13 protein-coding genes are annotated in these 26,261 nt (G+C 57.4%); 5 read left to right on the forward strand and 8 right to left on the reverse strand.

Annotated features, from left to right (window positions below; genetic code table 11):
- From BUE18_RS20300 to BUE18_RS20325, 6 genes are all read right to left on the reverse strand, one after another.
- Window positions 1–214: IS110 family transposase (locus BUE18_RS20300; protein WP_139264824.1), on the reverse strand; the 214-nt coding region annotated here is incomplete at its 3' end.
- 957 nt (window positions 215–1,171) lie between these two features.
- Window positions 1,172–3,496 carry an FAD-dependent oxidoreductase gene (locus tag BUE18_RS20305; protein ID WP_073478011.1) on the reverse strand — a complete coding sequence of 775 codons (2,325 nt, stop codon included), beginning with the start codon at window positions 3,494–3,496 and terminating at the stop codon, window positions 1,172–1,174.
- A 50-nt stretch (window positions 3,497–3,546) separates the two neighbouring features.
- Window positions 3,547–5,181, reverse strand: a complete 1,635-nt coding sequence (locus BUE18_RS20310) for a glutamate synthase-related protein (RefSeq protein WP_073478012.1) — start codon at window positions 5,179–5,181, stop codon at window positions 3,547–3,549.
- Window positions 5,139–6,275 carry a class II glutamine amidotransferase domain-containing protein gene (locus tag BUE18_RS20315; RefSeq protein ID WP_073478013.1) on the reverse strand — a complete coding sequence of 379 codons (1,137 nt, stop codon included), beginning with the start codon at window positions 6,273–6,275 and terminating at the stop codon, window positions 5,139–5,141. The genes BUE18_RS20310 and BUE18_RS20315 overlap by 43 nt, the downstream gene beginning before the upstream one ends.
- A 317-nt stretch (window positions 6,276–6,592) precedes the next feature.
- On the reverse strand, window positions 6,593–8,245 hold the full coding sequence (locus BUE18_RS20320; protein WP_073478014.1) for a glutamate synthase-related protein: 1,653 nt from the start codon (window positions 8,243–8,245) through the stop codon (window positions 6,593–6,595).
- A 369-nt stretch (window positions 8,246–8,614) separates the two neighbouring features.
- Window positions 8,615–10,267 (reverse strand): glutamate synthase-related protein, encoded by a 1,653-nt coding sequence (locus BUE18_RS20325; protein ID WP_073478015.1) that lies wholly within the window; start codon window positions 10,265–10,267, stop codon window positions 8,615–8,617.
- 279 nt (window positions 10,268–10,546) lie between these two features.
- Between BUE18_RS20325 and BUE18_RS20330 the strand changes: the two genes are divergently transcribed.
- From BUE18_RS20330 to BUE18_RS20345, 4 genes are all read left to right on the forward strand, one after another.
- Window positions 10,547–11,263: a GAF domain-containing protein gene (locus BUE18_RS20330; protein WP_073478045.1), complete on the forward strand. Its 717-nt coding sequence runs from the start codon at window positions 10,547–10,549 to the stop codon at window positions 11,261–11,263.
- 287 nt (window positions 11,264–11,550) lie between these two features.
- Entirely contained in the window at window positions 11,551–14,034 is a 2,484-nt protein-coding gene (locus tag BUE18_RS20335) for a hypothetical protein (protein WP_073478016.1), read from the forward strand.
- Window positions 13,976–15,010, forward strand: coding sequence for a phosphatidylserine decarboxylase (locus BUE18_RS20340; RefSeq protein ID WP_073478017.1), 1,035 nt, complete (start codon window positions 13,976–13,978; stop codon window positions 15,008–15,010). Before BUE18_RS20335 ends, BUE18_RS20340 begins: the two co-directional genes overlap by 59 nt.
- A 39-nt stretch (window positions 15,011–15,049) precedes the next feature.
- The gene (locus BUE18_RS20345; protein WP_073478046.1) at window positions 15,050–16,108 is read left to right on the forward strand and encodes a prolipoprotein diacylglyceryl transferase family protein; all 1,059 of its coding nucleotides are present in this window, start codon (window positions 15,050–15,052) and stop codon (window positions 16,106–16,108) included.
- A 441-nt stretch (window positions 16,109–16,549) separates the two neighbouring features.
- On the opposite strand, the gene BUE18_RS20350 is transcribed toward BUE18_RS20345, so the two are convergent.
- Window positions 16,550–18,052 (reverse strand): ATP-binding cassette domain-containing protein, encoded by a 1,503-nt coding sequence (locus BUE18_RS20350; RefSeq protein WP_073478018.1) that lies wholly within the window; start codon window positions 18,050–18,052, stop codon window positions 16,550–16,552.
- Between the two features lie 457 nt (window positions 18,053–18,509).
- Between BUE18_RS20350 and BUE18_RS20360 the strand changes: the two genes are divergently transcribed.
- Window positions 18,510–19,292 carry an SDR family NAD(P)-dependent oxidoreductase gene (locus BUE18_RS20360; RefSeq protein ID WP_244549356.1) on the forward strand — a complete coding sequence of 261 codons (783 nt, stop codon included), beginning with the start codon at window positions 18,510–18,512 and terminating at the stop codon, window positions 19,290–19,292.
- Between the two features lie 102 nt (window positions 19,293–19,394).
- Here BUE18_RS20360 and BUE18_RS20365 read toward each other — a convergent pair whose 3' ends face one another.
- Entirely contained in the window at window positions 19,395–26,123 is a 6,729-nt protein-coding gene (locus tag BUE18_RS20365; protein ID WP_073478020.1) for an Ig-like domain-containing protein, read from the reverse strand.
- Between the last annotated feature and the right edge of the window lie 138 nt (window positions 26,124–26,261).

Below are 26,261 nucleotides of genomic sequence, written 5' to 3' on the forward strand. Positions count from 1 at the left end.
AGCCGTGTTCCATGAGCAAATCCACGAGCCAATACCAGTTGAATGTGGACTCCACCACGACGCCCTCCATGGCGTCCTGGTAAGGGGCCAGGGCTTCCAGGACAGCTTCGCTGTCATTGGTGTTTTTCCTGGAGAAAACCTTTTTGCCGCGGTGATCCATAATCCCCATGTAATTATTGTTTGAATGCAGATCAATTCCCGTGTACAATTTCATTGGGCGTCTCCTCTTTTTGGGGTGAATGGTTTTGTGCAACTCCATCCTACCATTGCGGCTTACCCGCAATAAACAAAAAGGGTAGGCGCCTCTTATGATTATCAAATCTACGTTTGACGTTTGAGAGCCTGGAAGCCAGCCAGGGCGGCCGCTAAAGGGCGAGGCGCCATTCGTGATCATAGCCATTCTCAACGAAGCGTAGCTTCAGGGCTTGCCCTGCGTTTTGGAGCGGACTATGCAATGGAGCAATCCACGAGGGAGGAAGGCGGTCTGTGTTTGCTGGCAAAGCCTTGATTTGTGTATAACTTTATATTGCATTGTCATACAGAAAAGGAGGCTTTCATGGAAAAAACAATGCAAGCCCCTGGAAAACAGACCGAGGACGCCCTGGTTCAGGCAAGAGTGGACAAGGATATGAAGGAGGCCGCCGCCGCGGCGATCTGAGGAAGGTTGACTCCGTTGACGATCTCATGGGGTCCTTGAATGAGGACGATTAACTATACCTCCCGTTTTAAACGCGATTTCAAGTGTGAAGAAACGATTTCCCCTTTTTTTTTTGTCGGGTCGCTACACAATAGGTCTCAGAAGGCCATATCGTTTCTGACTGACGCCTCCGGAATTATGATTGTACAAGATAGCTCCGCATGACCCGACCTACAAATTAACAATATTTCAGGATGTTATGTAGGCCGGGTCATGGGGAGCACTGGAAATGCCCTTGAACTCAAATAATGCTTTTTTGCTGCATTTGAATTAGTAAAATAGGAGGTCAGGGCGCAGCGACCCGACAGTTTTTGTGAAAGAATGGGGACAGGTCTACGTTTGGCGCTTGTGAAATTGTAAAGATTTTTCGAACAGTTCATATTCAATAAAAAACCCCCGGCGGGAGGAATTTCCGCCGGGGGTTTTTATATTCGGACAAACGGTTGGGATCGACCGTTCAGGGTATACCACGATTTAGCCCATGGGATCGTTTTCCACCAGGGTCCAGATGCCGCAGGGGCAGGCGCCGGCGCAGAATCCGCAGCCGATGCATTTTTCCGGATCCACGACCATTTCAAAGCGCTTGCCTGGCTCTTCCACACGGGAGATGGCGGCCTGGGGGCAGATGGCCTCGCAGATGCCGCAGTCGCGGCAGGTTCCGCAGGAAGAGCAGTCCATGGCGCACGCATCAACTTTTTCGAACTCCCTGACGCGGGGATTGAAGTAGGCCATGCTCACGCGGGTTTTGTCGATCTGGGGCTTTTCCAGGGCCTCGGGCCTTTTGCCTTCCATGATGGCGGTGATGGCCATGGCGGCCCTGCGTCCGGCGCCGATGGCGTCGGTGAGGAGTCCGGGCATGACAATATCGCCGATGGCGAAGAATTTGGAATCCGTGGTCTGGAAGTTTTCGTCCACTTCCACGAAGCCGCGCACGGTCTTGACGGTTTCGGGCAGAAAGGCCGTGTCCGGGGCGTCGCCGATGGCGACCACCACGGTGTCGGCGTCCAGGAAGTCGCCGTTGGTCAGGGCCACGCCCTTATCGGTGATTTCCTTGGTGAAAACCGGCCACAGGAAGGTTGCGCCTGCTTCTTCGGCGGCTTTTCTTTCCTCGCCGAAGGAGGCGGGCTTTTGCACGTCGATGAGCGTGATTTCCGTTGCGCCCAGGCGATGGGCTTCGGTAGCCACGTCGCAGCCCACGTTGCCGGCGCCGATGATAACCACGCTCTTGCCGGGTTTGACGTCGCCGGCCTTGGCTTTGCCCAGGAAGTCCAGAGCGGTTGCGGCGTTTTCGATGCCGGGCAGGGGCGGCATTTTGGGCTTGCCTGCGCCTGCGGCTACGACCACAAACTCGTGCTCTTCCTGGAGTTTGGCCACGCCGGCCTGATCCAGTTTCTTTTCAAGCTGGACGTGGGGCAGGGCTTCGGCCATGCGCTCCAGTTCCTTGTCGATCACTTCCTTGGGAATTCTGGTATTGGGAATGACCGAGGACATTTTGCCGCCCAGTTTCTTTTCCATGTCGTAGATGACGGCTTCGTGTCCGGCCATGCGAAGCTGCCAGGCCACGGAGATGCCGGCCACGCCGCCGCCGATAACGGCCACTTTTTTGCCGGAAAGGGGCGGAAGCTCGGGCAGGCCGGCGTTGATGCTGGCCTTGCCCAGGACCTTGACGTCAATGGGCGCCATGCCGGACAGGTTGCGCGTGCAAGCCTGCATGCACAGGTTGGGGCACAAATAGCCGCAAACGGTTGCCGGGAAGGGCGTGAAGTTGAGCGCCATATCCACGGCTTCGTCCACTCTTCCTTCACGGATCATGGCCCAGCGCTGTTGAACAGGGATTCCTGAAGGACAGGAGGACTGGCAGGGGGAGGCGTACACCTGATCTTCCCACACCGGGACGAAGCGGCGGAACTCGCCGGTTGCGACCACGGGAATGGTTTCCCGCTCCACCTTGACCAGATCGCCTACCAGACCGCCCGCGCCCAGTTCGCTTTCCCACACGTTTTTCGCGAAATCCTGCATGGACATGCGGGGCGTCGCGGATTTTTGCATGGGCGTTTTGGCTAGGATAAGCTGCCAGTCTTCGATCCTGGCCAGTTCGTCGTAAAGCTCGGGCTTTTCGATTTTTTCCAGGAAGTTTTTCAGGTTGGTGAACAACCATTCCTGGGTTTCCTCGTCAATAGGGACGAGGCTGGCGTCTGCCTGGGAGAATCCCTTGAAAGGCCCGCGCACGAAAACCTGGCCGCGCACCATGCCCACGCAGGGGCGGTAACCCAGCACGTTATCGGGATTTTGGGGGTCGTATCCGCAAACCACGGCTACGCCGCCGGCCATGAACTCCGCAAAATAGTCGCCCACGGATCCCAAGACCCACAGCTCGGGCGGTGCAAAGCGGGGATTGGCCTTGGTCATGGTCATGCCGCGGGAGCCGATGTTGCCGCCGATAAACACCTTGCCCTGGGCCATGGCGTTGGCGGTTCCGTTGGTGGCGTGTCCGAGAACGGCGATTTCGGCGCCGGCGTTCAGCCAGCCCGTATCGTCGGAGGCGGGGCCTTTGACGGTGATGCGGGTGTTGGGGAAGCCCATGGAGCCCAGGCGTTGCCCCGGGGACCCGGTTATGGTGATGTTAACGGGTTCATCGCCGGCGCTCCACAGTCTGCCGCCCAGGCCGTGCTGGCCTGCGGCGTCGATTTCCAGGTTTCTTTCACCGGAAGCCACGGCGTGTTGTATCTGCTCTTCCAGGACTCGGGACTCGATGCGATGCCCCTTGTCGATTCCCGAAAGTTTGTATACGTTTTTCATTTATCCAACTCCATCCGGCAAAGAGCCGGCTTCAGGTTCTTTGTCGGTTCTTAAACCACGTAGTCGATGCTCAGCCTCTGCGCGATGTTGTAGTCGTTGATTCCCAAAGCGTCGGACATGCCGATGGGCAGGGAGGTGGATCTTCCCAAGGGCGCCACGATCTTTTTCAACTCCGTATCAAAGGCCAGGTACATGTCCACCAAGCGCTGGGCGACCTGTTCGGGATCCAGTCTTCTGTAAAGCCTGGGATCCTGAGAGGTGATGCCCTTGGGGCAACGGCCGATATTGCAGATGTTGCAACGGTCGGTTTCGCTGCCCAGGCAGCCGGCGGCCGCCTGCATGACGTACTTGCCGGTCTGCACGCCGCTGGCGCCCAGCATGATGAGGGCCGCGGCATTGGCGGCCAGGTTGCCGCGCTTGCCTACGCCGCCGCCCGCGAACAGGGGCAGTTCGTTCTGCTTGCCGATCTTGACCAGATTCAGGTAGCAGTCCCTGATGTTGCTGGCGATGGGGTGGCCCATGTGGTCCATGGACACGTTGTAGGCTGCGCCGGTTCCGCCGTCCTCGCCGTCGATGGCCAGGCCCGCGGCAATGGAGTTGCGGGCCAGGTTGTTCAACACGGCGCCGGAGGTGGAGGTGGCCGAAATCTTGGGATAGACGGGCACGCGGAATCCCCAGGCCATGGACATGGACTGGATCATCTTGGCCACCGCCTCTTCAATGGAGTACTTGGTCTGGTGCGTGGGCGGGCTGGGAAGGCTGACGCCCTGGGGCACGCCGCGGATAGCCGCAATGAGCTTGTTGACCTTGTGCCACATCAACAGGCCGCCGTCGCCGGGCTTGGCGCCCTGGCCGTACTTGATTTCCACGGCGCAGGGATCCACCTTCATCTCGGGCAGGGCGTGAATGATTTCGTCCCATCCGAAATACCCGGAGGCGATCTGCAGAATCACGTATTTGAGAAAGCGGGACCTGAGCAGCCGGGGGGGGCATCCGCCTTCGCCGGTGCTGATGACCACGGGCATGCCCACTTCTTCGTTCAAGTAGGTGACGCCCATCTGGAGCCCTTCCCACATGGTGGGGGAGAGGGCGCCGAAGCTCATGCCGCCGATGATCAGGGGGTAGATCTCCCGGACCGGAGGAATCCAGCCCTGCTCCCTTTGGAGCTTGAGGTTCTCCTCGGGGGGCAGAACCCTGCCCAAAAGGGTGCTCAACTGGAAGTCGTGGCGGCCGGCGTCCAGGGCCGGGTCCGTGAGCATGGAGATTCTGGTGAACTTGATTCTGTCCAGAACGCCTTCCGGATCGTTCCTGCGGCCGCCCCTGCGGCGGGGAATTCCGCCTTTATTGTTGTGGAAGCGCAGCTTGTCCGCTTCGTCCGAATGCATGGGTATGATGGCGTCGTTGGGGCAAACCAGGTTGCACATGCCGCATCCCACGCATGCGTTGTCGGGATTGGTCTTTTGGCGCACGCCGTAAAAGGATTCAAAATTGTTTTCCGGAGCTTTTTCCAGACCCATGGGGGGCTGGATGACCCGCTTCCGGTACACGGCCAGTTCCAGGGCCAGCATGGGACAGGCGGCGGCGCACCGGCCGCAGAGGGTGCACTTATCCTTATCCCATGCAATCTGCCATGGTAAGTCTTTTACGCACAGAGTGCTTGGGGTAATGATTGTGTCTGCCTGCATATGTGAACCTCCTGACGATCCGATGAAACTATTGCCGTATCCAAATGCATTGGTTGAAAATCCAAACTCTTGTCGCGATCGGGAATCACCGCGTCCAGCCCGCATTCCTCGGAAGAGAACGCGTAGCACCCGGGCCTGCCGCCCACGATGCCGGGACGGAGCTTCTTCCGGTCCTGGACCATGAACAGGGACTTGTTGGGCAGGCAGCCGATGACGCAGTTGGGGCCGTCGATGATCAGCCTCCGGCAGGTCTGCCTGAGCTGTTTCAGGAAGGCCTTGTTGGGGTGGTCGCCCATTTCGTCGTCGGACAAGGGGGTGATGACATGTTTGTACGCTTCCAGGGGAAGCCCCAATTGATATGTGGAATAATGGAGAATGTGCGCGAACACCTCGGAGTCGGAGTTGTAGCCCATGTATCCGGGGAATCCTCTGGAAGAGAGGTATTCCTTGATGGGCACGAAGGCCGTGTTTTCCCCGTTGGTCATGGTGCAGATTCCCTGGATGAAAAAGGGGTGGCAGGCGTACAGGTTGATGGCGTAATTGGTGTTCTGCCGGCCCTGGGCCATGATGACCCTTGCCATGAGCTCCTTCCGGTCCAGGCCGAGATGCTGGACAACGGTCAGGGGGTCGCCGATCTCTTTAATCATGATGGCGTCCGGCCAGAAGCTGAAGACGATCATGTCTCCGTCGGCCTCGCCCATCCTGCGGAGGTCCAGGCGCACTTTCATCAATTCAAAGGCCCGTCTTTCCGCGCTGTATGCATGCCATTCATCGGGGTACTCATAGGCTCTGATGAGGTATACATCCCGCTGGGGAACGCCCGGAGGAGAGGGCTTGGGCGCCTTGATGGTCACCTTGTATTTGGTGGTGAAGCCCAACTCCATCATATGGACATCCAGCTTTTTCAAACCTTTGGATGTAAAAATCCCGGAGAGCACCGGAGCATCTTTAAGGTCTTCAAAAGGACCGCTCAGGTCGGAGAGGAAGAGCCCCACGCCCGAGCCGTCATGACCTTCCCGCATCACGTCCAAAGCCTTGGCCGCCACCAACGGGGAGAAAGGCTCGTCGCTAGTCATGGCAAATAAACGGCACATTTTTGAATTAACTCCTTTATAAAACTACAATCTTGTTGTTTTTTAGAGAATAAATTGCTTTCTCGTAAACAGCCTTTTTATCTCATTCCCGCATAAATGGCAAGACTTTTTAGGAATCGTTTTTATCAACGCTTTTTCCGGGCCTTGAATTCATTGATTCCGCCGGAAAAAACCGGCGAATTCCCCGTTAAAAATCCATGGCCTTTAATTCGATCCCCTTGCATAAAAATGTAAAAAACGGCCCCTTTCGGGATGTTGAAAAACCGAAGGGGGCCGTGATGGAAAATAGCGTCTTTTTAGGGTTTTAAAACCGGGCCTCAGGAGTTGAGAATTTTCTTGGCGCGCTCGTCGTTGGCTTCGGTGATAAAGGCGATGCCCGTTTCCCTGGCCGTCTCCCGGTTGGCGGCGAAAATGTCGTCCCGGGAAATGGCCTTGAGGCTGAATTTCCGGGCGCCGGCCATGAATTGCTGCAGTCCGCAGGAGAGTTTGTCCATGAGGGTGCAGAAGGCGATGGCGCCGTACGGGATGTTTTTCATTTCGTCCTTCCCGACCTTTTTTTCCACGTCAAAATAGGAAGCGAAGATTTCCTCGGGGGCGGCGCCAATGTTGGAAACGGTTTTGGGCAGGGAATCCCAGTTGCCGGAGACGGCCTCCCTGCGGTCCGGATGGAGGGCGCCTTCGATATTGGAGCCCAAAAAGCCCGGAATCATGATGGCCCGGCCCATGCACACCATTTTGGTATAGGGGGCGCCCAGGGCGAGGGCCTTGAAAACATGGTCTTCCAGGGCGAAGCCGCCGGCGAAGGACATGTCCACCACATCCAGGCCTCTGGCCGCCAAAATGGAGGCGTATTCGTGGGCTTTTGAATGGAGGTGGATGGACGGGACTCCCCAGGCCTGCATCATGTTCCAGGGGCTCATGCCAGTGCCGCCGCCGGAGCCGTCAATAGTGAGGAGATCCAGCTTGGCGTCGGTGGCGAACTTGACGGCCATGGCCAGCTCTTCCATGCCGTAGGCCCCGGTTTTGAGGGATATGCGTTTGAAGCCGATGCTGCGCAGATAGTCCACGGTGGCCATAAAGGCTTCCTGCACCTGGGCCGCGTCGTCCAGGTCGGTGTTTCCCAGGCGGCTGTGGCGGGCGAAGGCGTTTACGGCGCCTTCCTTAAAGCCTCTTTGGACTTCCGGAACCGTGGGGTCAGGGTCCACTACGTATCCGCGGTTTTTCAGGAACAGGGCGTAGTCCAGGCTTTTCACCTGGATTTCTCCTCCAATGTCCTTGGCGCCCTGGCCCCATTTGAGCTCCATGATGCATTTGTCGCCGTATTTATCCGCCACAAACTCAGCCACGCCGTTGCGCGCGTCCTCCACGTTCAACTGCACCAGAATTCCGCCGTAGCCGTCAAAATACCGCATGTATCCGTCAATGCGCCGCTCCAGTTCCGGGGCGCTTTTTATCTTTCCTTTGCGTTCCGATCCCGGGCCGATGTCAGACTTCCGGTCCACGCCCACCACGTTTTCGCCGATGACCACGGGCATGCCGCACAAGGCGCCGCCGATGGAAAAGGAGTCCCAATACTTGGCGGCGATGAAGGTGGAGCCCAAGGCGCCGGTTTGCAGGGGGAGGCGGGTTTTTGTTTTGATTTCCTTGCCGAATTCCGATTCCAGGCAGGCGTTGGGAAAAATGCAGTCGTCAGGCGAGTTGCTCAGGCCTTCTTTCAAACCGTGGGCGCCGTAAGCCCGGCCCTGCACGCGCAAGGAATTGTACGAAACGCCCACATGGGTGGTGTTGTTTGCGCCGGCCGTCACCGTTCCGAAATCGCGGGGATATAAGAGCTTGCGCCCGATGAGGCTGGACGACCAGGTTTCGCATTTTCCCATGCAGTCGGCCCTGCACAGGGAGCACAGGCTGGATTCCGTGGGGTTGCCCCGATTGGTGGTTCCGATTGCGTCGTTGTTCTTGGCGAATCGCATAAATAATTCTCCCTCATATGACTGGAGTGATTGAAAGGGCATGGAAAAAGTCCTGTAATTGAAAACGCCGGCGCGTTTGCGGAACAATGGTCTCAATGGTTTGGCGGCTGGTGCAGACCCTGGCGCCAGGCGCGTCCCTTACGCCGTTTACTTCATGTAAAAAGGTAAAGACCGGTCCAGCCGGTGTCAACATTTTTGGCGGATAGGCCTGAATTTCCAGGGGAATTGCAAGAATGGGAGTAGAATTTATTAGTATGAGTGACAGGAGTTAAGAATAGCTAAAAAAAACAGCCCCGGCCGGGGAACATGATCCGGCCGGGGCTTTGAAGGAACGGAGCGCAAGGCTCCATGACACAAACTCAATTAACTTTAGGAGTTGAGGATTTTTCTGGCGCTTTCGTCGTTGGCGTCCGTGATGTGCGTGATGCCCGTCTCTGCAGCGGTTTCCCGGTTGCCGGCGAAAATGTCGCTTCGGGTGATCTGGTTGATCTGGAATTTCCTGGCGCCGGCCATAAGCTGCTGCAGTCCGCAGGAGAGCTTGTCGGCCATGGTGTAGAAGGCAATGGCGCCGTAAGGAATGTGCTTCATTTCGTCCTTGCCGACTTTCTTTTCCACGTCAAAGTACGAAGCGAAGAGTTCCTCGGGGCAGTTTCCGATGGAGGAGACGGTCTTGGGCAGGGAGTCCCAGTTGCCGCAAACCGCTTCCCGGCGTTCCGGATGGAGGGCGCCTTCGATGTTGGAGCCCAAAAATCCCGGGATCATGATGGCCCGGCCCATGCACACCAGTTTGGTGTAGGGGGCGCCCAGGGCGATGGCCTTGAAGATATGGTCTTCCAGGGCGAAGCCGCCGGCAAAGGACATGTCCACAACCCTTTCGCCCTTGGCCGCCAATATGGAGGCGTATTCATAGGCTTTGGAGTGGAGGTTGATGGAGGGCACGCCCCAGGACTGCATCATGTTCCAGGGGCTCATGCCGGTGCCGCCGCCGGAGCCGTCGATGGTCAAGAGGTCCAGTTTGGCGACCGTGGCGAACTTGATGGCCATGGCCAGTTCTTCCATGCCGTAGGAGCCGGTCTTCAGGGTGATGCGTTTGAAGCCGATGCTGCGCAGATAATCCACGCTGGCCATGAAGTCTTCCTGCACCTTGTCCACGGAGCTCAGGTTGGTTCCGCCCAAACGGCTGTGGCGGGCGAAGGATTTGATGGCGCCTTCCTTGAAAGCGGTCTGGACTTCGGGCCTGGTGGGGTCGGGGTCCACAACGTATCCGCGTTCTTTCAGGAACAGGGCGTAGTCCAGGCTGGTCACCTGAATTTCTCCGCCGATGTCTTTGGCGCCTTGGCCCCACTTAAGTTCGATGATGCATTTATCGCCGTACTTATCAACCACGAATTCGGCCACGCCGTTGCGGGTGTCTTCCACGTTAAGCTGAACTATAATTGCGCCGTATCCATCATAGTAGCGCAAATATCCGTTAATGCGCCTTTCCAGTTCGGGCGCGCTTTTGATTTTGCCTTTCTTTTCCCCGCCGGGCTGAATCTGGGACTGCCTGTCCACGCCCACCACGTTTTCGCCGATTACCACAGGGATGCCGCACAGGGCGCCGCCGATGGAAAAGGAATCCCAGTATTTTGCGGCGATGAACGTGGAGCCCAATGCGCCGGTCATCATGGGGATGCGGGCTTTGGTCTTGATTTCCTGTCCGAATTCCGTTTCCAGGCTGACGTTGGGGAAGATGCAGTCGTCAGGGTCGTTGGAAAGCCCCTGGCTTAAGCCGTGAGCGCCGTAAGCATAGCCCTGAATGCGCAGGGAGTTGTACGAAACCCCTACATGGGTGGTGTTGTTGGCGCCGGCGGTGACCAGTCCAAAATCCCGGGGATACAACAGTTTACGGCCAACCAGGCCGGACATCCAGGTTTCGCACTTGCCCTGGCAGTCGGCCCGGCACAGGGTGCACAAGCTGGATTCCGTGGGATTGCCGCGGTTGGTGGTGCCGATGGCGTCGTTGCTTTTTGAAAAACGCATGTTCTTCTCTCCCTCTTCTATGAAGACCTCATCAATAACTCGGCTTTTTTGGCCGCCCTCCCTTGGACGAGCACCTTCAAAATGCCAAAAAAAAGACGTCTCACCTATTACAGGCGGACGTCTTTGTCCCTTGTAATCACGGGTTTGGCGTGCACCCCGTTGTGCCGCCCGCCCGGAATTTAGCTATACTTAATTATTTGTTTGGTTTTTGTCAATAACTTTTTTCGGCCCAAAGCCCCAAGATTGACTTTTTCCCTTTTTAAGGATATTCTCCAAACCATGGAAAAAGCAGCCCCCAAAGAATACGACGCCTATATAAAAGGTCTCATGGATATCAGCCGAGCCATCACCTCGGAGTTGTTTTTGGAAGACATCCTTAAACTCATTGTCCTGGTGACCGCCAAGGTCACGGGCGTTGACATCTGCTCCCTGTGGCTGGTGGAGGAAGGCAAGAATCCTAATAAAAAGGTCATCCGGCTGGCCGCCACCCAGGCCATGGACCCGGATTACGTCATCGACCGGACCTTGTGCATGGGCGAGGGCGTGGTGGGGCACGTGGCCCAGTCCAACACCGCCCTGATTGTGAAAAACGTCCTGGAGGATCCCCGCTTCAAGGAAAAGGACATGGCCAGAAAGCTGGAACTGGTCTCCATGGCCAGCGTGCCCATGACCATCGGCGGGGAAGAGGTCATCGGCGTTCTGAACTGCTTCACCTGCAACACCCACGATTTTCCCGAGACCGAAATCAACCTCATCCGCACGGTGGCCAACCAGGCCTCCCTGGCCATCCACAACGCAAGGCTCATGGTCCGCACCAAGGTCATCGAGCAGGAGCTCGCCACCCGCAAAGTCATTGAAAGAGCCAAGGAAATCGTCATGGCCCGCAAAGGGCTAACCGGGGACAAGGCTTTTCGGTGGATTCAAAAAAAATCCATGGACAACCGCAAGACCATGAAGGAAATCGCCGAAGCCATCATTCTTTCGGAAGATATGTAAATAGAATTGTTGAGGCGGGAGGCGCCTATTTTGGCCAGCATCAGTGAAAAGGCGCCGGCTCAGGCGGGAAGCCGAGTCAGGCCAGTTCCTCTTTCTTTTTAGCAAAGCGGGATACCGTCGTAATAGTCCCATCCTCTTGGTGAAAGAACGGCATTTTAAAGCCTAAACAAAAACCCCTCACGAACTTAACCTAAAATTAATCCTTTCATGCTGAATTTGTAACAAATCCACTCTATATTGCGCTCGCCTGTCATGGGCGCGACTATGAACCTTAACCGGAGTGGAATATGAGCCGTTCCATGCCTGCTCTGCCTGCCGAAGCGATTTCGCCCGCCTTTGATCATTCCAATTCATTCATCGCCAAAGACAGGGGGGCGTACTGCAAGCTGTTGGGCGCCGATCCCCGGCATCCCGAGTCCTTCATCCAAAATCTGCCTTTCGCCCCGGGCGACGCCACCGCCGGCACGGAAAACGAACTGCAGTCCGCCGTCAAAGGGGCGCCGGAGGACGTGGACCTGCCTTCCATTATTGCGGCTTCCAATTATTTGAAGAACATCCGCAAGCGGAGCCTTTCGGGAGAGGCGCCGGCCCAGCTCGTGACGGATTTGGAGCAGTTCCTGGCCGACAATCCCGGCAAGATCTGGGAGAACAGCTGGGTGCGTTTTCCCAAAGGCGCGTTGAACGAGACAGCCATGCGGGTTCTCAATCATGACCTGCTGGAGGACAAACGTGCGCCCCAGGGGCCTATGCGCGGAGACGCCCGCAAGTTTTCGTTCAAGCGGGAGGGCCGGGAGTTCTTTCGCCTGCCCATCAGTTATATATTGAAGATTTCCCTGGCCCAGGCTTTGGGGGAGATGCCGCCCAGCCTGAATCTGGTGCGGGAATTGGGGCATCGGATGATGTCGCATTTTTCCAACGACAACACCTCGCCCGAAACCTTTTCGTTTTACACGGTCAAGCTGCGCAGGAAGAATCGCATGGGCCGGGGAATCGCAGGCGAGACCGCGCTGCGTTTTCTGGTCTGCCAGGCTTTGATCCAATACGCCAACCGGTCTTTTGGGCTGCTTTCCCAGGGCCAGGAAGCCGTGTTGTACATGGCGCCCAACCCGCCCACGCGGCAAAAGGCCTTGAACGACCTCATCTCCGACGCGTTTTACCGGGATCTTTTCATGAGTCCGTGCCTTTCGGGCTGGGATCGGGGCGAGGACAAGCACAAGTACATGGCCTTGTGCCATCAGGTGCTATCCCGCAGCCAGTTGAACGCCGTGGCCAAGCTCCGGGAGGCCCACATCATCAACAACAACCTGGTGGTGCTGCCCAACACCTCCAATGTGAGCCTGGCCAATAACGGAACGCACCTGAGCCTGGGCAGCCTCAAGCTGGGCAGGCTGTTGACGGACCCGAATTCGGGCTTCGGCGCCCATGACGAAAAATACCTGGGCGATCTGGTCATAAAATTCTGCGAGCACTTTCTCCCCTTGTTTGTGGGGACCTACAGCGCCGCGCCCTATCGCCTGGACTTTACGGATTTTCATCCGGAAAAGGCTTTGGGATACCTCCCCCACGAGTTGGACTTCACCCATTTGCGCATGATCTGGCGGCGGTGGAAGAAAAAGGCCAAGCTGAAAATCCTGGGCCAGCCCTGCACCCCTTTCGGCCCCTTGTGGCTGGATCGGCCTTTGAGAAAGGTGTTCGGCCTGTGCGGGGATTTTGTCCCGGACTTCCGGTTGATCGACTATCTGGTCACTCTGAAAAGCACGGAGGAAAGCCACGCCCTGGACGGAACCCTGGGCAATGATTTGCGTTTGAAGCGGGATTTGGACGCCCTGGGGGTCTTCGACGAAAGCATGAGCCTTTACCTTTTATACAAGCAAAGGCAGTTTGCGTTCATGGGTTTTTCCGGGTTTGAAGGCCGTCATTACAGTTTGTTCGAAAGCCTGTCAACGGACATGGTGCACGCGGCCAATCTGCAAACCCTGATTACGGCCTACGCCTTCAAGTGCATATTGAACGGCAAGATTTCCCACGAAGACCTGCCCAGCGACCCCTTTACCGAAAGCGAACGCAGGCAGGTGTTTTTCGGGGCGGCCATTGGGATTCCCACCTTTTTTGTGAACAAAAAAACCAAGAACCGCTTTATGCTCCGGGTGCTGCGGGACGCCAAAAAAATGCGCTTCAGCCGCCGCTATCCCGGATACTTGCGGGTTTACAACCTGGAGTACAGGATTGCCCTGATCAACATGATCCGGGCGGAGGCCCAGGACCTGATCGAACTCATGGGCATGGAGGAAACCGTCCAGGACCTGGAGGAGCGGGTGCGTTTTCCTGAAAAGTTTTCCGCTGCGGGCAAGCTGACCGAGTCCATCCTGGAAAAGGCAAACGCCAAAAAGCCCATGGAGCTTTCCGGCCGGGAGTTCGCCCAGGCCGCGGAGTATTATTACCGGAACGATTTGCGCATGAAGCATATGTGCGAGGCCTGCGACTTTCTTTCCGAAGAATTGGAGCGCCTGGACGGCAAGGCCCTGTTGGGGCGGGGCCGCTACCGGGAGATGCTGAACGCCGTCCTGGAAGGGGAAGGGGCCTTGCAGTTTTTGTCCCGGGTGAAGCTGGACATCCTGCGGGGCGATGCGCCTGCCAGCGTTTTGGAGCGCTTTTTGGCTTTATGCATTATAGCGGTGGGCGCGCAACTGCCCGAATACGAGAGAATATTAGATGAACCTGATGAAAAAAGCCTGGAGCGGGTCTTTCCCGCACCAATACATTCAGCGTAGAACCGGTGGAATCGTGGACGAAGCCCTGGTGGGCGACCTGGCGGTGCTTGGGCTTTACAGCACGGCCCGGGAAAAGGCGGGCTGGCTTTTCAACGCACTCACCAGCGCCCGGGCGTCTCGGGTTTTGGGATTTTGCAATTACGACCTGCCCATTTTAAATCCGGGCCGCAACGTGCGCGTTCTGGCCGAAAAAATGGGCGCCGACCTGGACGAGTGCGTGGATCCTCCCGAGTACTTCACCAGCGCCCGCCGGTTTTTCGAGCGCAAAATCAAATACTGGCAGACCCGGCCCATGCCGGAAGATCCCCGGGCCGTCGTCTCTCCCGCGGACGCCCGGGTGATTGTGGGCTCCCTGGAGGAGCACTCCAGCCTGTATCTCAAGGAATCCCTGTTCGGGTTTGAGGACTTGCTGGGATTGGACAAGCCGGGGTGGCTCAGGGCCTTTAAGGGCGGGGATTACGCGGTGTTTCGCCTGACCCCGGACAAATACCATTACAACCATTCCCCCGTGGCCGGCCAGGTTGTGGATATCTACGAAATTCACGGCGCCTATCATTCCTGCAACCCCGGCGCGGTGATTATGGAGGCCACGCCGTATTCCAAGAACAAGCGGGCGGTGACGATCATCGACACGGACGTTCCCGGCGGAACCCAGATCGGCCTGGCCGCCATGATCGAGGTGGCGGCCATGATGATCGGCGACATTGTTCAGTGCTACAGCGGCAGGGAGTATGACTCCCCCCAGGAGGTCGAACAGGGATTATTTTTGGAAAAAGGACAACCCAAAAGCCTGTACCGGCCGGGAAGCTCCACGGACGTTGTTTTGTTTCAAAAGGGCCGCATGCAGTTCAGCGGGGACTTGCTGCAAAACACTTTGAGGACGGACGTGCAAAGCCGGTTTTCCCAGGGCTTTGGAAGAGCCATGGTGGAGACCGAGGTTTTGGTTCGCGAGCAGATTGGCTGCGCACTCTCCTGATAGAAAAAATATTACATTGAATTGGAAAGGATGTATATCATGGCGCAATACGCCGATTACATTTTCGTGGCCTGCCTGGCGGCCGTGCTGGGCGCGGTCCTGGCCTGGGGATTCAAAACCCTGCCTGACGCTTCCTGGCAGTTCGTGGCCTCGGCGCCCAAAAAGCGCAGCGCCGACGGCAAAAGCTGGGAGGCCGTGAACTTTACTTATTACGGCTTGATCATCGCCTGCTCAAGCGCTTTCAGCGTGACCCTGGCCGTATTCCTGCTTGGGGCGGCTTCCGTGCCGGTCTGGTCCTCGTTGGCCGTCACCCTGGCTTTGATGATGATTTGCATTCCCTCGTCCAAAATTCTGGCCCGGATTGTGGAAAAGAAAAAGCATACCTTCACCGTGGGCGGGGCGTTGTTTATCGGCGTGCTGACCATGCCCTGGATCGTCTGGGGATTGAAGGCGGCAGCGGGAGAGGGCGCCGGCATTCAGGTCCTGCCCGTATGCGCGGCCATGGCCGTCGCCTACGGATTCGGCGAGGGCCTGGGCAGGCTGGCCTGCATCAGCTTCGGCTGCTGCTACGGCAAGCCGTTTTCCCAGGTGCATCCCGTGCTGCAAAAGCTCCTGAACGGAAAGGGCTTTGTGTTCTCGGGCGAAACCAAGAAAATTTCCTACGCCTCGGGCCTGGAAGGGCGGAAGGTCTTCCCGATTCAAGCCCTGACAGCCGCCATATACTGCGCCAGCGCCCTGCTGAGCACCCTGCTTTTCCTGCGGGGGCATTTTGGGCTGGCCTTGCTGCAGGTGTTGATGGTCACCCAGGTGTGGCGGTTTTTTTCCGAAATGCTCCGGGACGACTACCGGGGAGAGGGGAAAATATCCGCCTATCAGATCATGATGATTATCGCCATATTGTATACGGCCTTGCTGCCCTTGGTCTTTCCCATGGGCGAGGCCCTGAAGCCCGCCCTGGCCCTGGGCTGGAAGGCTGTCTGGTCTCCCATTGTGATATTAGCCGTCCAGGCCTTGTGGGCGGCTTTATTCGTCTATTACGGTAAAAGCACGGTGACCGGCGGCGCCATTTCCTTTCATGTGATGAAGGATCATATATAGCGAAGATTGATAGTCCGATGAATGAATTGGGGCGTCCTGGAATATTGCCGGGACGCCTTTTTGCGTTTTATTCCGAGGCGCCTTTAAACAAATAATCATATTCCAGGGCAAGCCAAAAATGACGCTGGGTCCCGGCTTGCGGACGATCCTGAAAAGCGGATCGCCCTTGCCGGGATGACGGCCTCTTGCGCCTGTCGAAAGTCCCGAGGGCGCTTGCCGCTCTGCCGCCAGGGGCAGGGCGGCATCCAAAACCTTTTGCTTTTTATAGCTCCCGCTCTCCGTCATCCCCGTGGAGGGAGGCGGCGGGATGATTGCTTTTTTCAATCATCCGGACGCACTCCCGGAAACGGGGACCCAGTGTCCTTGTGGAAAGGAGGCTGGGTATGGATAAAAAGTCATGAAAGTGAATGAGCAGATTACTCGAATGACCGCAACTTGGTATTACTCCTCCAGGATAAAGCCGTCTTTCCCGGCTTTTTGAATGCTCCATCGGCGCGCCGTCAGGGCGTCCAAAAAGCGCTTGTCGTGGCTGACCAGAACCAGGGCGCAGGGGCAGCCGGCCAGGGCCTGCTCCAGGCACTCGATGGAAGGCAGGTCCATGTGATTGGTGGGTTCGTCCATGACAATCACGTGGGGCTCCCTGGCCATGCCCAGGGCCAGGCACAGCTTGCGGATTTCCCCCGGGCTGGGGGTTGCGCTTTCCAACAGCCTGTGAGGCCGGGATCCCAGGCAACTGACAATGGTCATGAGGCGGCCTTTTTCCTCGTTGGGCAGGCTTTGCACCTTCGCCAGGATTTCGCGGGATCGGGCTTCGGAAAGCTCCTGGGGCACATAGGTCAAATGATCCGGCGAGACGGTGAAGTTTTCCGCCATTTTGCGAATCAAGGTGCTTTTTCCCACGCCATTGGGGCCTGTCAGGCCGATCCTGTCATTAGGCGAAATGCTCAAGGCCGGATGCCTGAGCATCTTGCCGCCTCCCAGATCCAAAACCCCTTCAGGAAGGTCCAGGACCCGGTCCTTTAAGGATTTGGCGCCGGGCAGCCAGATTCCCAGGGAATATTCCTTGGCCGTGCGGGTTTTGTCCAGGTCTTCCGCAGCCCGGTCCACGCGGCCTTCCAATTGACTGAACCGCTTTCCCGCCGCGCCGTCCCTGCCTGTCAGCCTGGCGGCGTCGATTTTTGACTTGGCGTCGTGATCCTTGCTGGAAATTCCGCTTTTGGATTTTTTCCCGTCCGCCTGTTTGGCCTTGTCTTTGCGTTTTCCCGCCTCCCGCTTCAGCTTTTTCAGCGCCTGCTTCTTTATGCGCCTTTGCTTTTCCAAGGATTTGCTTTCCTCTTCCGCCGTCCGCCTGCCTTTGCTGTAACCGCCTTTGCGGAGAGTCGCGTGGGGCGGGTCCACAAACAAACAGGATTGGCACAGGGAATCCAGCAAGTCCCTGTCGTGGCTGACCAGAATGCCGATTCCGTCAAACCCCTCCAAGGCTTCGCAAACCATGGCTTTGGCCCGGGCGTCCAAATGGTTGGTGGGCTCGTCAATGGCCAGTAAGTCCGGCTCTCGCCATAAAGCCAGGCCGATTTGCGCCCGTTTGCGTTCTCCGTGGGACAGCGTGCTCCAGCGGTAAATCCAGTCGTCTTCAACGCCCAGCTTTCCTTTTAAGATGCTGGCTTCCCTGGAATACGATTCGCAGAAATCCGAAAACCCTTCCGGCATGTGGTCCGTCCTTTGGGGGCAATACACGCAGCGATCCGGCCTGATAATGCCTCCCTGGACGGCAGCCAAAAGGCCCACGGCCAGCTTGAGCAGGGTGCTTTTACCCGCGCCGTTGCTGCCCGCTACGCCGAACCAGCCTTTGCCCAATTGGAAGTTAAGCCCCTGAAACAACACCTCGGGGGAAGAGGGGTAATGATACGAAACATTTTGAAATTGTATGAAATCCAGCGCCATATATCCTCCGGCCGCCTTTGGCGGCGTTTTTCCAATAAAAAAAGCCACGGGGCGAAAACCCCATGGCTTTGCAGTCAAACAAAAAAAAGCCACGGGACCTTGCGTAAACCGGAACAAGCGCGTCTCCCGCAGCATGATGCCGCACGGACGAATCCGCACGCCTGCCTGGCGGTCAGGCGTGAGGATGTTGAAAAGGCCTTAGGGCCTTGTCATGCTCAATTCCGGTTTATGCGTTTTTCAACCCGCGACTCCTGATTGGTTTGATGATTCGTTCTTAGGCGAACCCTTGGTAATACTATTAGGCGCGCCGTGTCAACCCCTTATGCGGCATGCTTCGGCGCGCTGACACACTGTTATAAATGGGCTGGACATTTTCGAGGAACGGGTGATAATAATGTCCATTATCCCCTTTTAACGTGCACCCTTTTGTACCTTTTACAAATCCTTGGAGAAGAAAATGAGCATGAAATCCCCTGCTGAATTATTCGATCTGTCCGGAAAAACCGCTGTAATCACCGGAGCCTCCTCCGGGCTTGGCGTGGCTTTCGCCCAGGGCCTGGCCGCCGCCGGCGCCAACGTGGTTTTGGCGGCTCGCAGAACCGGCCGTTTAAAGGATCTGGCCGCGGAATTGGAAAAAACCGGCGTGGGCGCCGAACCCGTCACCTGCGACGTCACCGTGGAAAAAGACGTTGACAATCTGGTAAAGGCGGCCCTGGACCGCTTCGGCCGTCTGGACATTTTGGTGAACAACGCGGGCGTGGCCATCCCCCACGCCGCGGAAACCGAGCCTTACGAGAGCTTTAAGATGGTCATGGACATCAACGTGAACGCCCAGTTTCTTTGCTCCCAGAGGTGCGGCAGAATCATGCTGGAAGCCCGCAGCGGAAGCATTATCAATATAGCTTCCATGCTGGGGCTGGTGGGCCTTGGGTCCATCCCCCAGGCGTCCTACAACGCCTCCAAGGCCGCCATGATCAACATGACCCGGGAGCTGGCCGCTCAATGGTCCAAACGGGGCGTGCGCGTGAACGCCATCGCGCCGGGCTGGTTCCCCAGCGAGATGACCACCGACATGTTCGGCGATGAAAGGTCCGAGGCCTTCATGGAAAAACGCTCCCTGCTCAGGCGGGGAGGCCGCACCGAGGAATTGATCGGCGCCTTGCTGCTGCTGGCCTCCGAGGCGGGCAGCTTCATCACTGGCCAGACCATTGTGGTGGACGGCGGGTGGACCGCCATCTAAGCATTCATTATCAATTCCCATAAAAACACAGAGAGCCGTATCGCTTGTGCGATATGGCTCTCGTATTTGATGCGCGGCAAGGCCTGGGACGGCCCGCCGTAATTATTGAACGTGCTGCAGGACGAACAGGGCGTCGCGCATATCGGCGGCGCCGTCGTTGTTGGCGTCGCCGGACAGGTTGACGCCCGAGGCCGGGTCATAGCCGGAGACAACCTGCACGGCCAGGATGGCGTCTTCCAAGGTCACCAGGGAGTCTCCGTTCAGATCTCCGGGGATTTCCTCCACGGTTACCTCGGCGGTATCCGGGTCTCTTTCCGTCTCCAGATCATCCGAGACCGTTATCGTGAACGTTCCCAGCTCTCCCAGGGAAGTCGCCCGGCACTGGCTTCCCAACTCGGACAGGCTGGCCAGGGTTTCGTCGGAAAGGGACCAGGAATAGAATCCGCTGCCGCCTTCCGCTTTCAGGTCCAGATATCCGTTTTTCTGCATTACATACGGCCCTGGCGGATAAATGCCGAAGAGGTTGGAAACCACGTTGAGGCCCACGGAATTGGATTCCAGGCCCGTAAACACCGCATCCTCGGCCTTGAGATTCGCCGTCCCGGCGGTCAGGCCGGAGACCCTTCCCTGGGCGTTTACCGCGGCTACGGCGCCGTCATCCGAAGAGAAGGTATAAGCGCCGGACCCGCCCGAGACCGTCAGATCCATGGACTGCTCCACCGCCAAGTCCGCGGACGGGGCGGTGAGGACGATGGGCGCCACGTCCTTGACCAGGGGATTCATGCCTCTGGCGATTTCCTCACCGTCCGGGGCCAGGTCGCCGTCCGTATCTTTCAGCGTGGGGTTGGTCCCCAGCACGGCTTCCTCGGCGTTGGAAAGGCCGTCGTTATCCGGGTCGTCGGTTCCGGCCTGGGCCAGGGAGTTGAAATACAAGCGTTCCCAGGCGTCGTTCAAACCGTCCTGATCGTCCAGAATGACGGGGCCGAAAGGCTCCACCAGCTTGCGTTCCGCGCCGGCGCCCGTAACCGGGGTGACCGCGTAATAAACGGGCTCGCCGAATTGGGCCTGAGAGTCCACAAAGGTTGTTGCCTGCTGGATGGCCAGGGGCGTCATGCCGTCCACGGTGAAAAAGGGCTGAGGCGCGGAATAGACCTTGAAACTGGCGGCAAGTCCGTCAGAGTACGACGACCAATCCAGAGCCGCTGAGGGAACTCCGCCCGTGGATGTATTGGAAACCTGGATTACCACGGGAGCGGGAGCGCTTTGGCCTCCGGTCTCCCGAAAATCCATGGGCATGGCCGGCATGCCGCCGTTAACCGAGGTGATGACCGAAACGGACCGGGCGCCCAGATTCACGGCATAAGCGCCCACATGGTTTGAACTTTCCACACCCCAGGCGGGCGTGACAATGCCCGACTCGTCCGCGGTCCAGAACAGGCGTATGGTTCCCATGTTAGGCTGGGAGCAGGCCATGACAAGCTCCTGGTTTCCGGTGGTCAGGCTGGCCAGGGATAGGCCGTTGTCCGTAAAAAAGGCCAAAAAGTTCCCGGACGGAGACAGGGCCGGAGACGCATGGGAGTCCACGCCGCAGATTTTTTCCACAAAGGCCATGTTTGGCGTCAGGCTGACAATAGCTTTCTGATTATTCGTATCCGAGGATTTGGCGAAGGCGTAAATCACGCTACCGTCCGGCGACCAGCAGGGGGCGTCTCCGCCTACATAGACTTCTTCCTCCTGGGTTGCAAAAGTGAACACCCGCACTTGTGTGGGATCGGAAAAGCTGATGTTAAGCGCGTAGGCGATTTTGGCGCCGTCCGGCGAAAGCTCCAGGGAGGTCACGTCGCCGTCAAGCACGGTAACCAATACCTGGGGATCGTCGCCCGCCAGGGAGTTGCTGATGATTTCCTGGCCCACGAGGCCGTCGCGATTCCGGGCGTAGATAATCCGGGCGCCGTTAGAGGTGAAGTCCGGGGTAAAGCGGGAAGGAAAAGAGTTATCCACTGTGGTCAATGCCTGGGTCTGGCGGTTCCAAACCTGCAGGTTGCCGGACATGAAATACAAGCAGGAGCCGTCCGGGCTGCTCACCACGTCCTGGGCGGAGGAACTCAACTGCACGCTGTTTCCATCGGGCATCGTTATTTCATATATTCCCCCCATCATGGCGTCGGCGTAATCCAGGGTTCCGCTCACGTTCAAAGGCGTCACGGCCATGGTGGTGAAGGTGATGACGCTGTTTGCGGAAAGGCCGTTTCCCGCCGTATCGGTCAGATCGCCGTCCATCTCCACGGTGTAAGTGGTGGAGGCGGTGAGGGCGCTGCTGGGGGTGATTGTGAGCACGCCCGCATTATCGGCATAGGCGGAAAAGGGAACGGAAGCGGCCCCTTGCAGCAGGGTCACGCCAGCCTGGGCCGTATCATCATCCACAGCCTCGTTAAACAGGAGTTTGACGGCGCCTCCCGGAGGAAGCGCCTTGGAGCCCGACTCCGGGATGGAGCCCGTAAAAATCGGGCCGTCCACGTCTTCCGTGGAGAATCCCCAGTATACGGGAACGCCCAAGGCCGCGCCGGTCGCGTCCAAAACCTGGCCGGCAATGTGAACCCGGTAATTGGCCGCTGAGACAAGCTGGCCCGGGTTCAGGGTCAGGACGTCCGCGTCGGAATCGTAGGATATGGTCACGGGATCGCGGGCCATGAAATTGCCGTCAGCATCCACGCGAGTCAGGGCGATCCACTCGTTGGTCAGGGCGGCCGGGTCCATGGGACCGGAAAAGCTGACCGTGATGTCCGCAGTGGTAGAGACGTCGACGGCGCCCTCGGCGGGAGTTTTGTCCGTGACGGTCACGGCGCTGGTTCCCGCGCCCAATGCAACGATCCGGGGCGTATCGTCATAGCTCACCAGATAATCGCCGAAAAGTTGAAAATGGCCCGACGTCGAACCAAGATCCACGGGATAGGTCCTATGGGTCAGCAGATCGTAGGCCGTGGGAATCATGTCCGCCGATTGTTGCGCCGCAGACATGTTGTAGGGCGGCGCATTAATTCTTTCCTGGAAGTAGACCAGGCTTTCCGAAATCTGGAAAGGCCAGACCTGGGGCTGCATGCTGACCGTGAAGGTCGCGCCGGCGTCCAGATGATACACCAGCAGTTTGCTGGAGTCGCAGGTATTTTCCCAAAACATGCCGTTAATGGTTCCATGCATGGTGTACACCAGGGCAACGGCCCTTCCGTAAACCACGGCCGCCTTGTCGACGCGCACCGGGTTGTCCGGATCCCTGGATACCAGATCCGTCAGGGCAAGGGTGCGCACATCCAGGGAATGGAGGCTTTCGCCTTTGGGAACCCTGTAATCCGGGCCGTCTTCCCCATCCGTATCCGTGGTTACATAGTCGCCGCCATCGCTGATTTCAAAAACCGCGTGATTTCCGTCAAATCCGCTGAGGACGGGATCCTGCCAGTCTTCCAGGCCGGTTAGGGTGTGCAGGTCCACGGGCTGGGGGGATCCGGCTTCCCAAAGGCGAATGACCGGGTCGGCGCCGGAAAAATCAATCCAAACGACCGTATTGCCGTGGATAAATCCGCTGGTCACGCTGGCCGAGCCGGTGGGGACGGGCGTTGTGGTTCCGTCCTCCGTATTGTACAGGAACAGGGAGAAGGTTTTGTCCGCCGGGTCCATGCCGGGGGCTTCGCCGCCCGTGTTTTCGGGATAAAGCACCCACGGCTCGGAGATATCGAGGAAGGAGCAATAGGTGGTGGGGTCGGCGTTCACGCCGCCTTCCGTGATGTAGTAATAGCCGGCGTCGAAAAGCAGAGAATCTTCGCCCGTAAGCAGGTTGAAAAGATAAATCTTGCCTCCGGAGATGTAATAATAGTGCATGCCCATGACCTTATACCGCATGCCAACGGCAACATACTCGCTGCTGCTGATGGTGCGGGGCAGGGCGGGGGCGGCGTATTCCTGGGCGATATCCATGGCCGCGTCCTCCACCGGAGCGCCTATGGTAAACGAAAGGCTGCGCGATCCGCCTTGATCCGCCTTCACCAGCAGGTCGTAGCGGCCGCGGGCCGAAACCTGGGCGCCGTCAATGATCGACTGGGGCGCTTCTCCGTTGCGCCATAAAGCCGCCTGATATGGGCCTGCAGAGACTTGAATGCCGATGGTCACGGGATCGGTGTATGCTGCGCCGTCCTCCACGCCTGTGATTTCAATGGTTGGAGGCAAGGTTCCGGCTGCAAATGACTCGGTGGTGAAAGACCAGGATTTTTCCACCAGGGGATTGCCGGCCTGGTCTGTGCAGCCTTCGCCGAAGGTTACGGTGTAGACTGTTCCCGGCAGCAGAGAGCCGGGGTACATGTAAAAGGTTTTCGTCGCCTCGTCATACCGGCCCGTAAATGGCTTGGAAACGCCGTTGGCCTGGATGATCGCATTGGGGGAAACCAGGGTGGATGCGTCCATGGCTTCGTTGAACACGGCGCGAATGGTCTGGTAGACGGACACGCCTTCGCTGTTCAGGCCCGGCGTGTGATGCACCAGGCTGGGGCGGATGTCGTCGCCCGAGGTTTCGGGCCAGTACAACTGAAGCTGTTGCCTGGCCCAGGCGGCCCAGCCTGCAAAGCCTTCCCGGACATTGGCCATGTACAGGTCATTATAAAGGCCCGCCTGGTCTATCAGGTCCTGAAGCGTTTCCTCGTTTTCGGGCATGACGCAATAGGGGTTTCGTTGCTGCATCCAGCCGTTCAGCGAGGAGGGATTGGCGAATATTTGCTGGAACAATGCCTTGGCGTCCGAGCGAATATCCATGACCCGCTCCATGTCGCTCAGGTTGTAAAAAGCGGCGACGTATTCCAGCTCCTTGAGGAAATCCAGGTATCCCTGCTCCGAAGGGAACGCCGGCAAAGAGGTGTAATCGCTGACTATAAATTGAACCATAGTCCGCAGGGTTGCGTCGTTTTTCATGCGGTTCAAAAGTTCGTCAGCCGCAGCCAGGTCCTGATTGAAATCGCTCTGGCCCTGGAGGTAGTCGTCGGCCGACTCGACGGCCCGTTGGGCCATGGTTGCGCCGAAGTCGTAATCCAGGTCCGCCATGTACACGTCGAAATGGGTTGCATCCCATGTTTGCTGGGCGCCGCCCCATTCGTCATCGCCCGAGGTGCAGAGGTGCATCCAGTTGGCGTCGGCATGATCGGCCAGGGCTTGCACGGCTGCGTCCCAGGCCGTCTTTTTATCCTCGATATCGGTCAACAGGCCGTGCTTGCCTTCCATGAAGGCTGCGTAGTTGGCCGCCTGGGTTTCCAGGGCTTCCACGTTGTCCCAGACCATGTCCATCAGGTCCTGGGTCAGGGGGCTCAGGGCGAAATGGGCTACGGGGCTGCCGGAGCCGGAATAAATGCGTTCGGAATTGGTTTCCAGGCCCGCCTCGGCCATAACCTGGTACGCCTTGGCCAGCTTTTCCAGGCTTTCCGGATAGGTTCTGAACGTATAGTCGTTGATGTCCGGCGTTTGAGACGGCATTTCATAGGAATAAACGGATTCGGAAAGCGGAAAGGCCGGGTCGTATTCCCTGGTCAGATAATAGGGGCTTGGGCCGGAAAAACCGGGCAGATTGGTCTGCACGATCCCCAGGGCCTGCTCGTCAAACACATCCAGGTCCTCGCTGGGGAATCCGGATTTGTCCCAATAGGACTCGGCCGAGGCGTTGATCTGCGCTTCCAGACCGTCCAACACGGCCTGCAGGGCGTCGTGGTCGGCGACCGCCTGCGCCCTGGCCGCATTGTAGCCGTCCAGCATGGTCTGGGCGTAATTGGACAGCCAGGTCCAGTTGGCGGAGACGTCGTTAAGATAAACGTTCTTGTTTTCCTGGGGCTCGCCGGAATCGTTGATGTTGTTCACCACCTGATTTTTTTCCGCCAAAGCCTCGGCCATGATTCCGTTGTAGATTTTGTTGAACTCGCTCCAGCAAAATTCCTCGGCGGCGAAATCGGCGGAAAGGGCGTCCAGCGCATTTTGATAAGGCGCCGCGTCGAAAATGTAATCGGTGTTGCTGAAATCCAGGGGCCAGATCGGGTCGGAGGCCGCCCTGTGGGAGTAGTGGGCGATATTTTTCAGGTGAAGGTTGAATTGTTCTATCTCGGATCTGAATACGATGAATCTGCTTTTGGCGTCTTTCATCAATGCGAGGTTTTTTTTCGCCTTTTTAATGAGCAGTTCCACCTCGGATTTGAACAAATCCGTGTTCAAGGATTGCAGATTGGCGTTTTCCACCGCCGTGTAATCCTCAATGAACTGGTTCATGCCTTCCCAGGCGTCCTTGATAAGTCCCGGCGCATCCACAGACATCGCGTCTTTGATTACCGAACCCACGTTTTGAAAGGTGTTTTTTACGCCTTTTAAAACCGCAAAGGATTTATCCTGAAAGTCCAATGTACGCATGGCGGGGATTCCCTTGAGGCCGTCCTCGGCGTTTTGGAGGGAGTCCGCGGCCGTTTGGATCAAGTCGTCCCAATACTCCGAGGTGAACTGGACGCCTAAATCAATGTTTATTTGAGGAGGCGTGTAAGAAGGGTCTTCCCGCCGCACCTCCTGCACTTTATCGTAAAAGGCCGTTTGGAGATTATTCTCGATGTAATCATTCAACTCTTCGAGTTTGTCAAAGGCCTGCTCCAGATTTTTAGCATGGGTAAGGCTTTTGATTTCTTCGGCGCGGGCGTCTATCTCCGTGCAAACCGCATTGATTTGGGTGCGCGCTGAAGCGGCATCTGCCAGGGAATTTTGAGGGGAAACCAAGAGAAATGACGAGACAATCGCCGCCACAGCCAGAAACAAACGGATCCGCATGGTTCAGTCGCCTTAAAACAAAAAATTGTAGGAAAATGTCGAAAGCATAGTAGAGGGTGCGAGAGGAATGTGTACATCAGAATGCCAACAAATACAACTCTACCAGGTTTTGGTTTGATATGTCAGCGGACGAAACTT

The sequence above is a fragment of the Desulfatibacillum alkenivorans DSM 16219 genome, assembly GCF_900142135.1.
Classification (GTDB): domain Bacteria; phylum Desulfobacterota; class Desulfobacteria; order Desulfobacterales; family Desulfatibacillaceae; genus Desulfatibacillum; species Desulfatibacillum alkenivorans.

Bases quoted from the DNA above. Each gene is read 5' to 3' on its own strand.
- BUE18_RS20330 (WP_073478045.1), top strand. From the start codon at position 10,547: ATGGAAAAAGCAGCCCCCAAAGAATACGACGCCTATATAAAAGGTCTC.
- BUE18_RS20310 (WP_073478012.1), bottom strand. From the start codon at position 5,181: ATGCAGGCAGACACAATCATTACCCCAAGCACTCTGTGCGTAAAAGAC.
- BUE18_RS20365 (WP_073478020.1), bottom strand. From the start codon at position 26,123: ATGCGGATCCGTTTGTTTCTGGCTGTGGCGGCGATTGTCTCGTCATTT.
- BUE18_RS20320 (WP_073478014.1), bottom strand. From the start codon at position 8,245: ATGCGATTCGCCAAGAACAACGACGCAATCGGAACCACCAATCGGGGC.
- BUE18_RS20305 (WP_073478011.1), bottom strand. From the start codon at position 3,496: ATGAAAAACGTATACAAACTTTCGGGAATCGACAAGGGGCATCGCATC.
- BUE18_RS20350 (WP_073478018.1), bottom strand. From the start codon at position 18,052: ATGGCGCTGGATTTCATACAATTTCAAAATGTTTCGTATCATTACCCC.
- BUE18_RS20325 (WP_073478015.1), bottom strand. From the start codon at position 10,267: ATGCGTTTTTCAAAAAGCAACGACGCCATCGGCACCACCAACCGCGGC.
- BUE18_RS20335 (WP_073478016.1), top strand. From the start codon at position 11,551: ATGAGCCGTTCCATGCCTGCTCTGCCTGCCGAAGCGATTTCGCCCGCC.
- BUE18_RS20340 (WP_073478017.1), top strand. From the start codon at position 13,976: ATGAACCTGATGAAAAAAGCCTGGAGCGGGTCTTTCCCGCACCAATAC.
- BUE18_RS20360 (WP_244549356.1), top strand. From the start codon at position 18,510: ATGAGCATGAAATCCCCTGCTGAATTATTCGATCTGTCCGGAAAAACC.
- BUE18_RS20345 (WP_073478046.1), top strand. From the start codon at position 15,050: ATGGCGCAATACGCCGATTACATTTTCGTGGCCTGCCTGGCGGCCGTG.
- BUE18_RS20315 (WP_073478013.1), bottom strand. From the start codon at position 6,275: ATGTGCCGTTTATTTGCCATGACTAGCGACGAGCCTTTCTCCCCGTTG.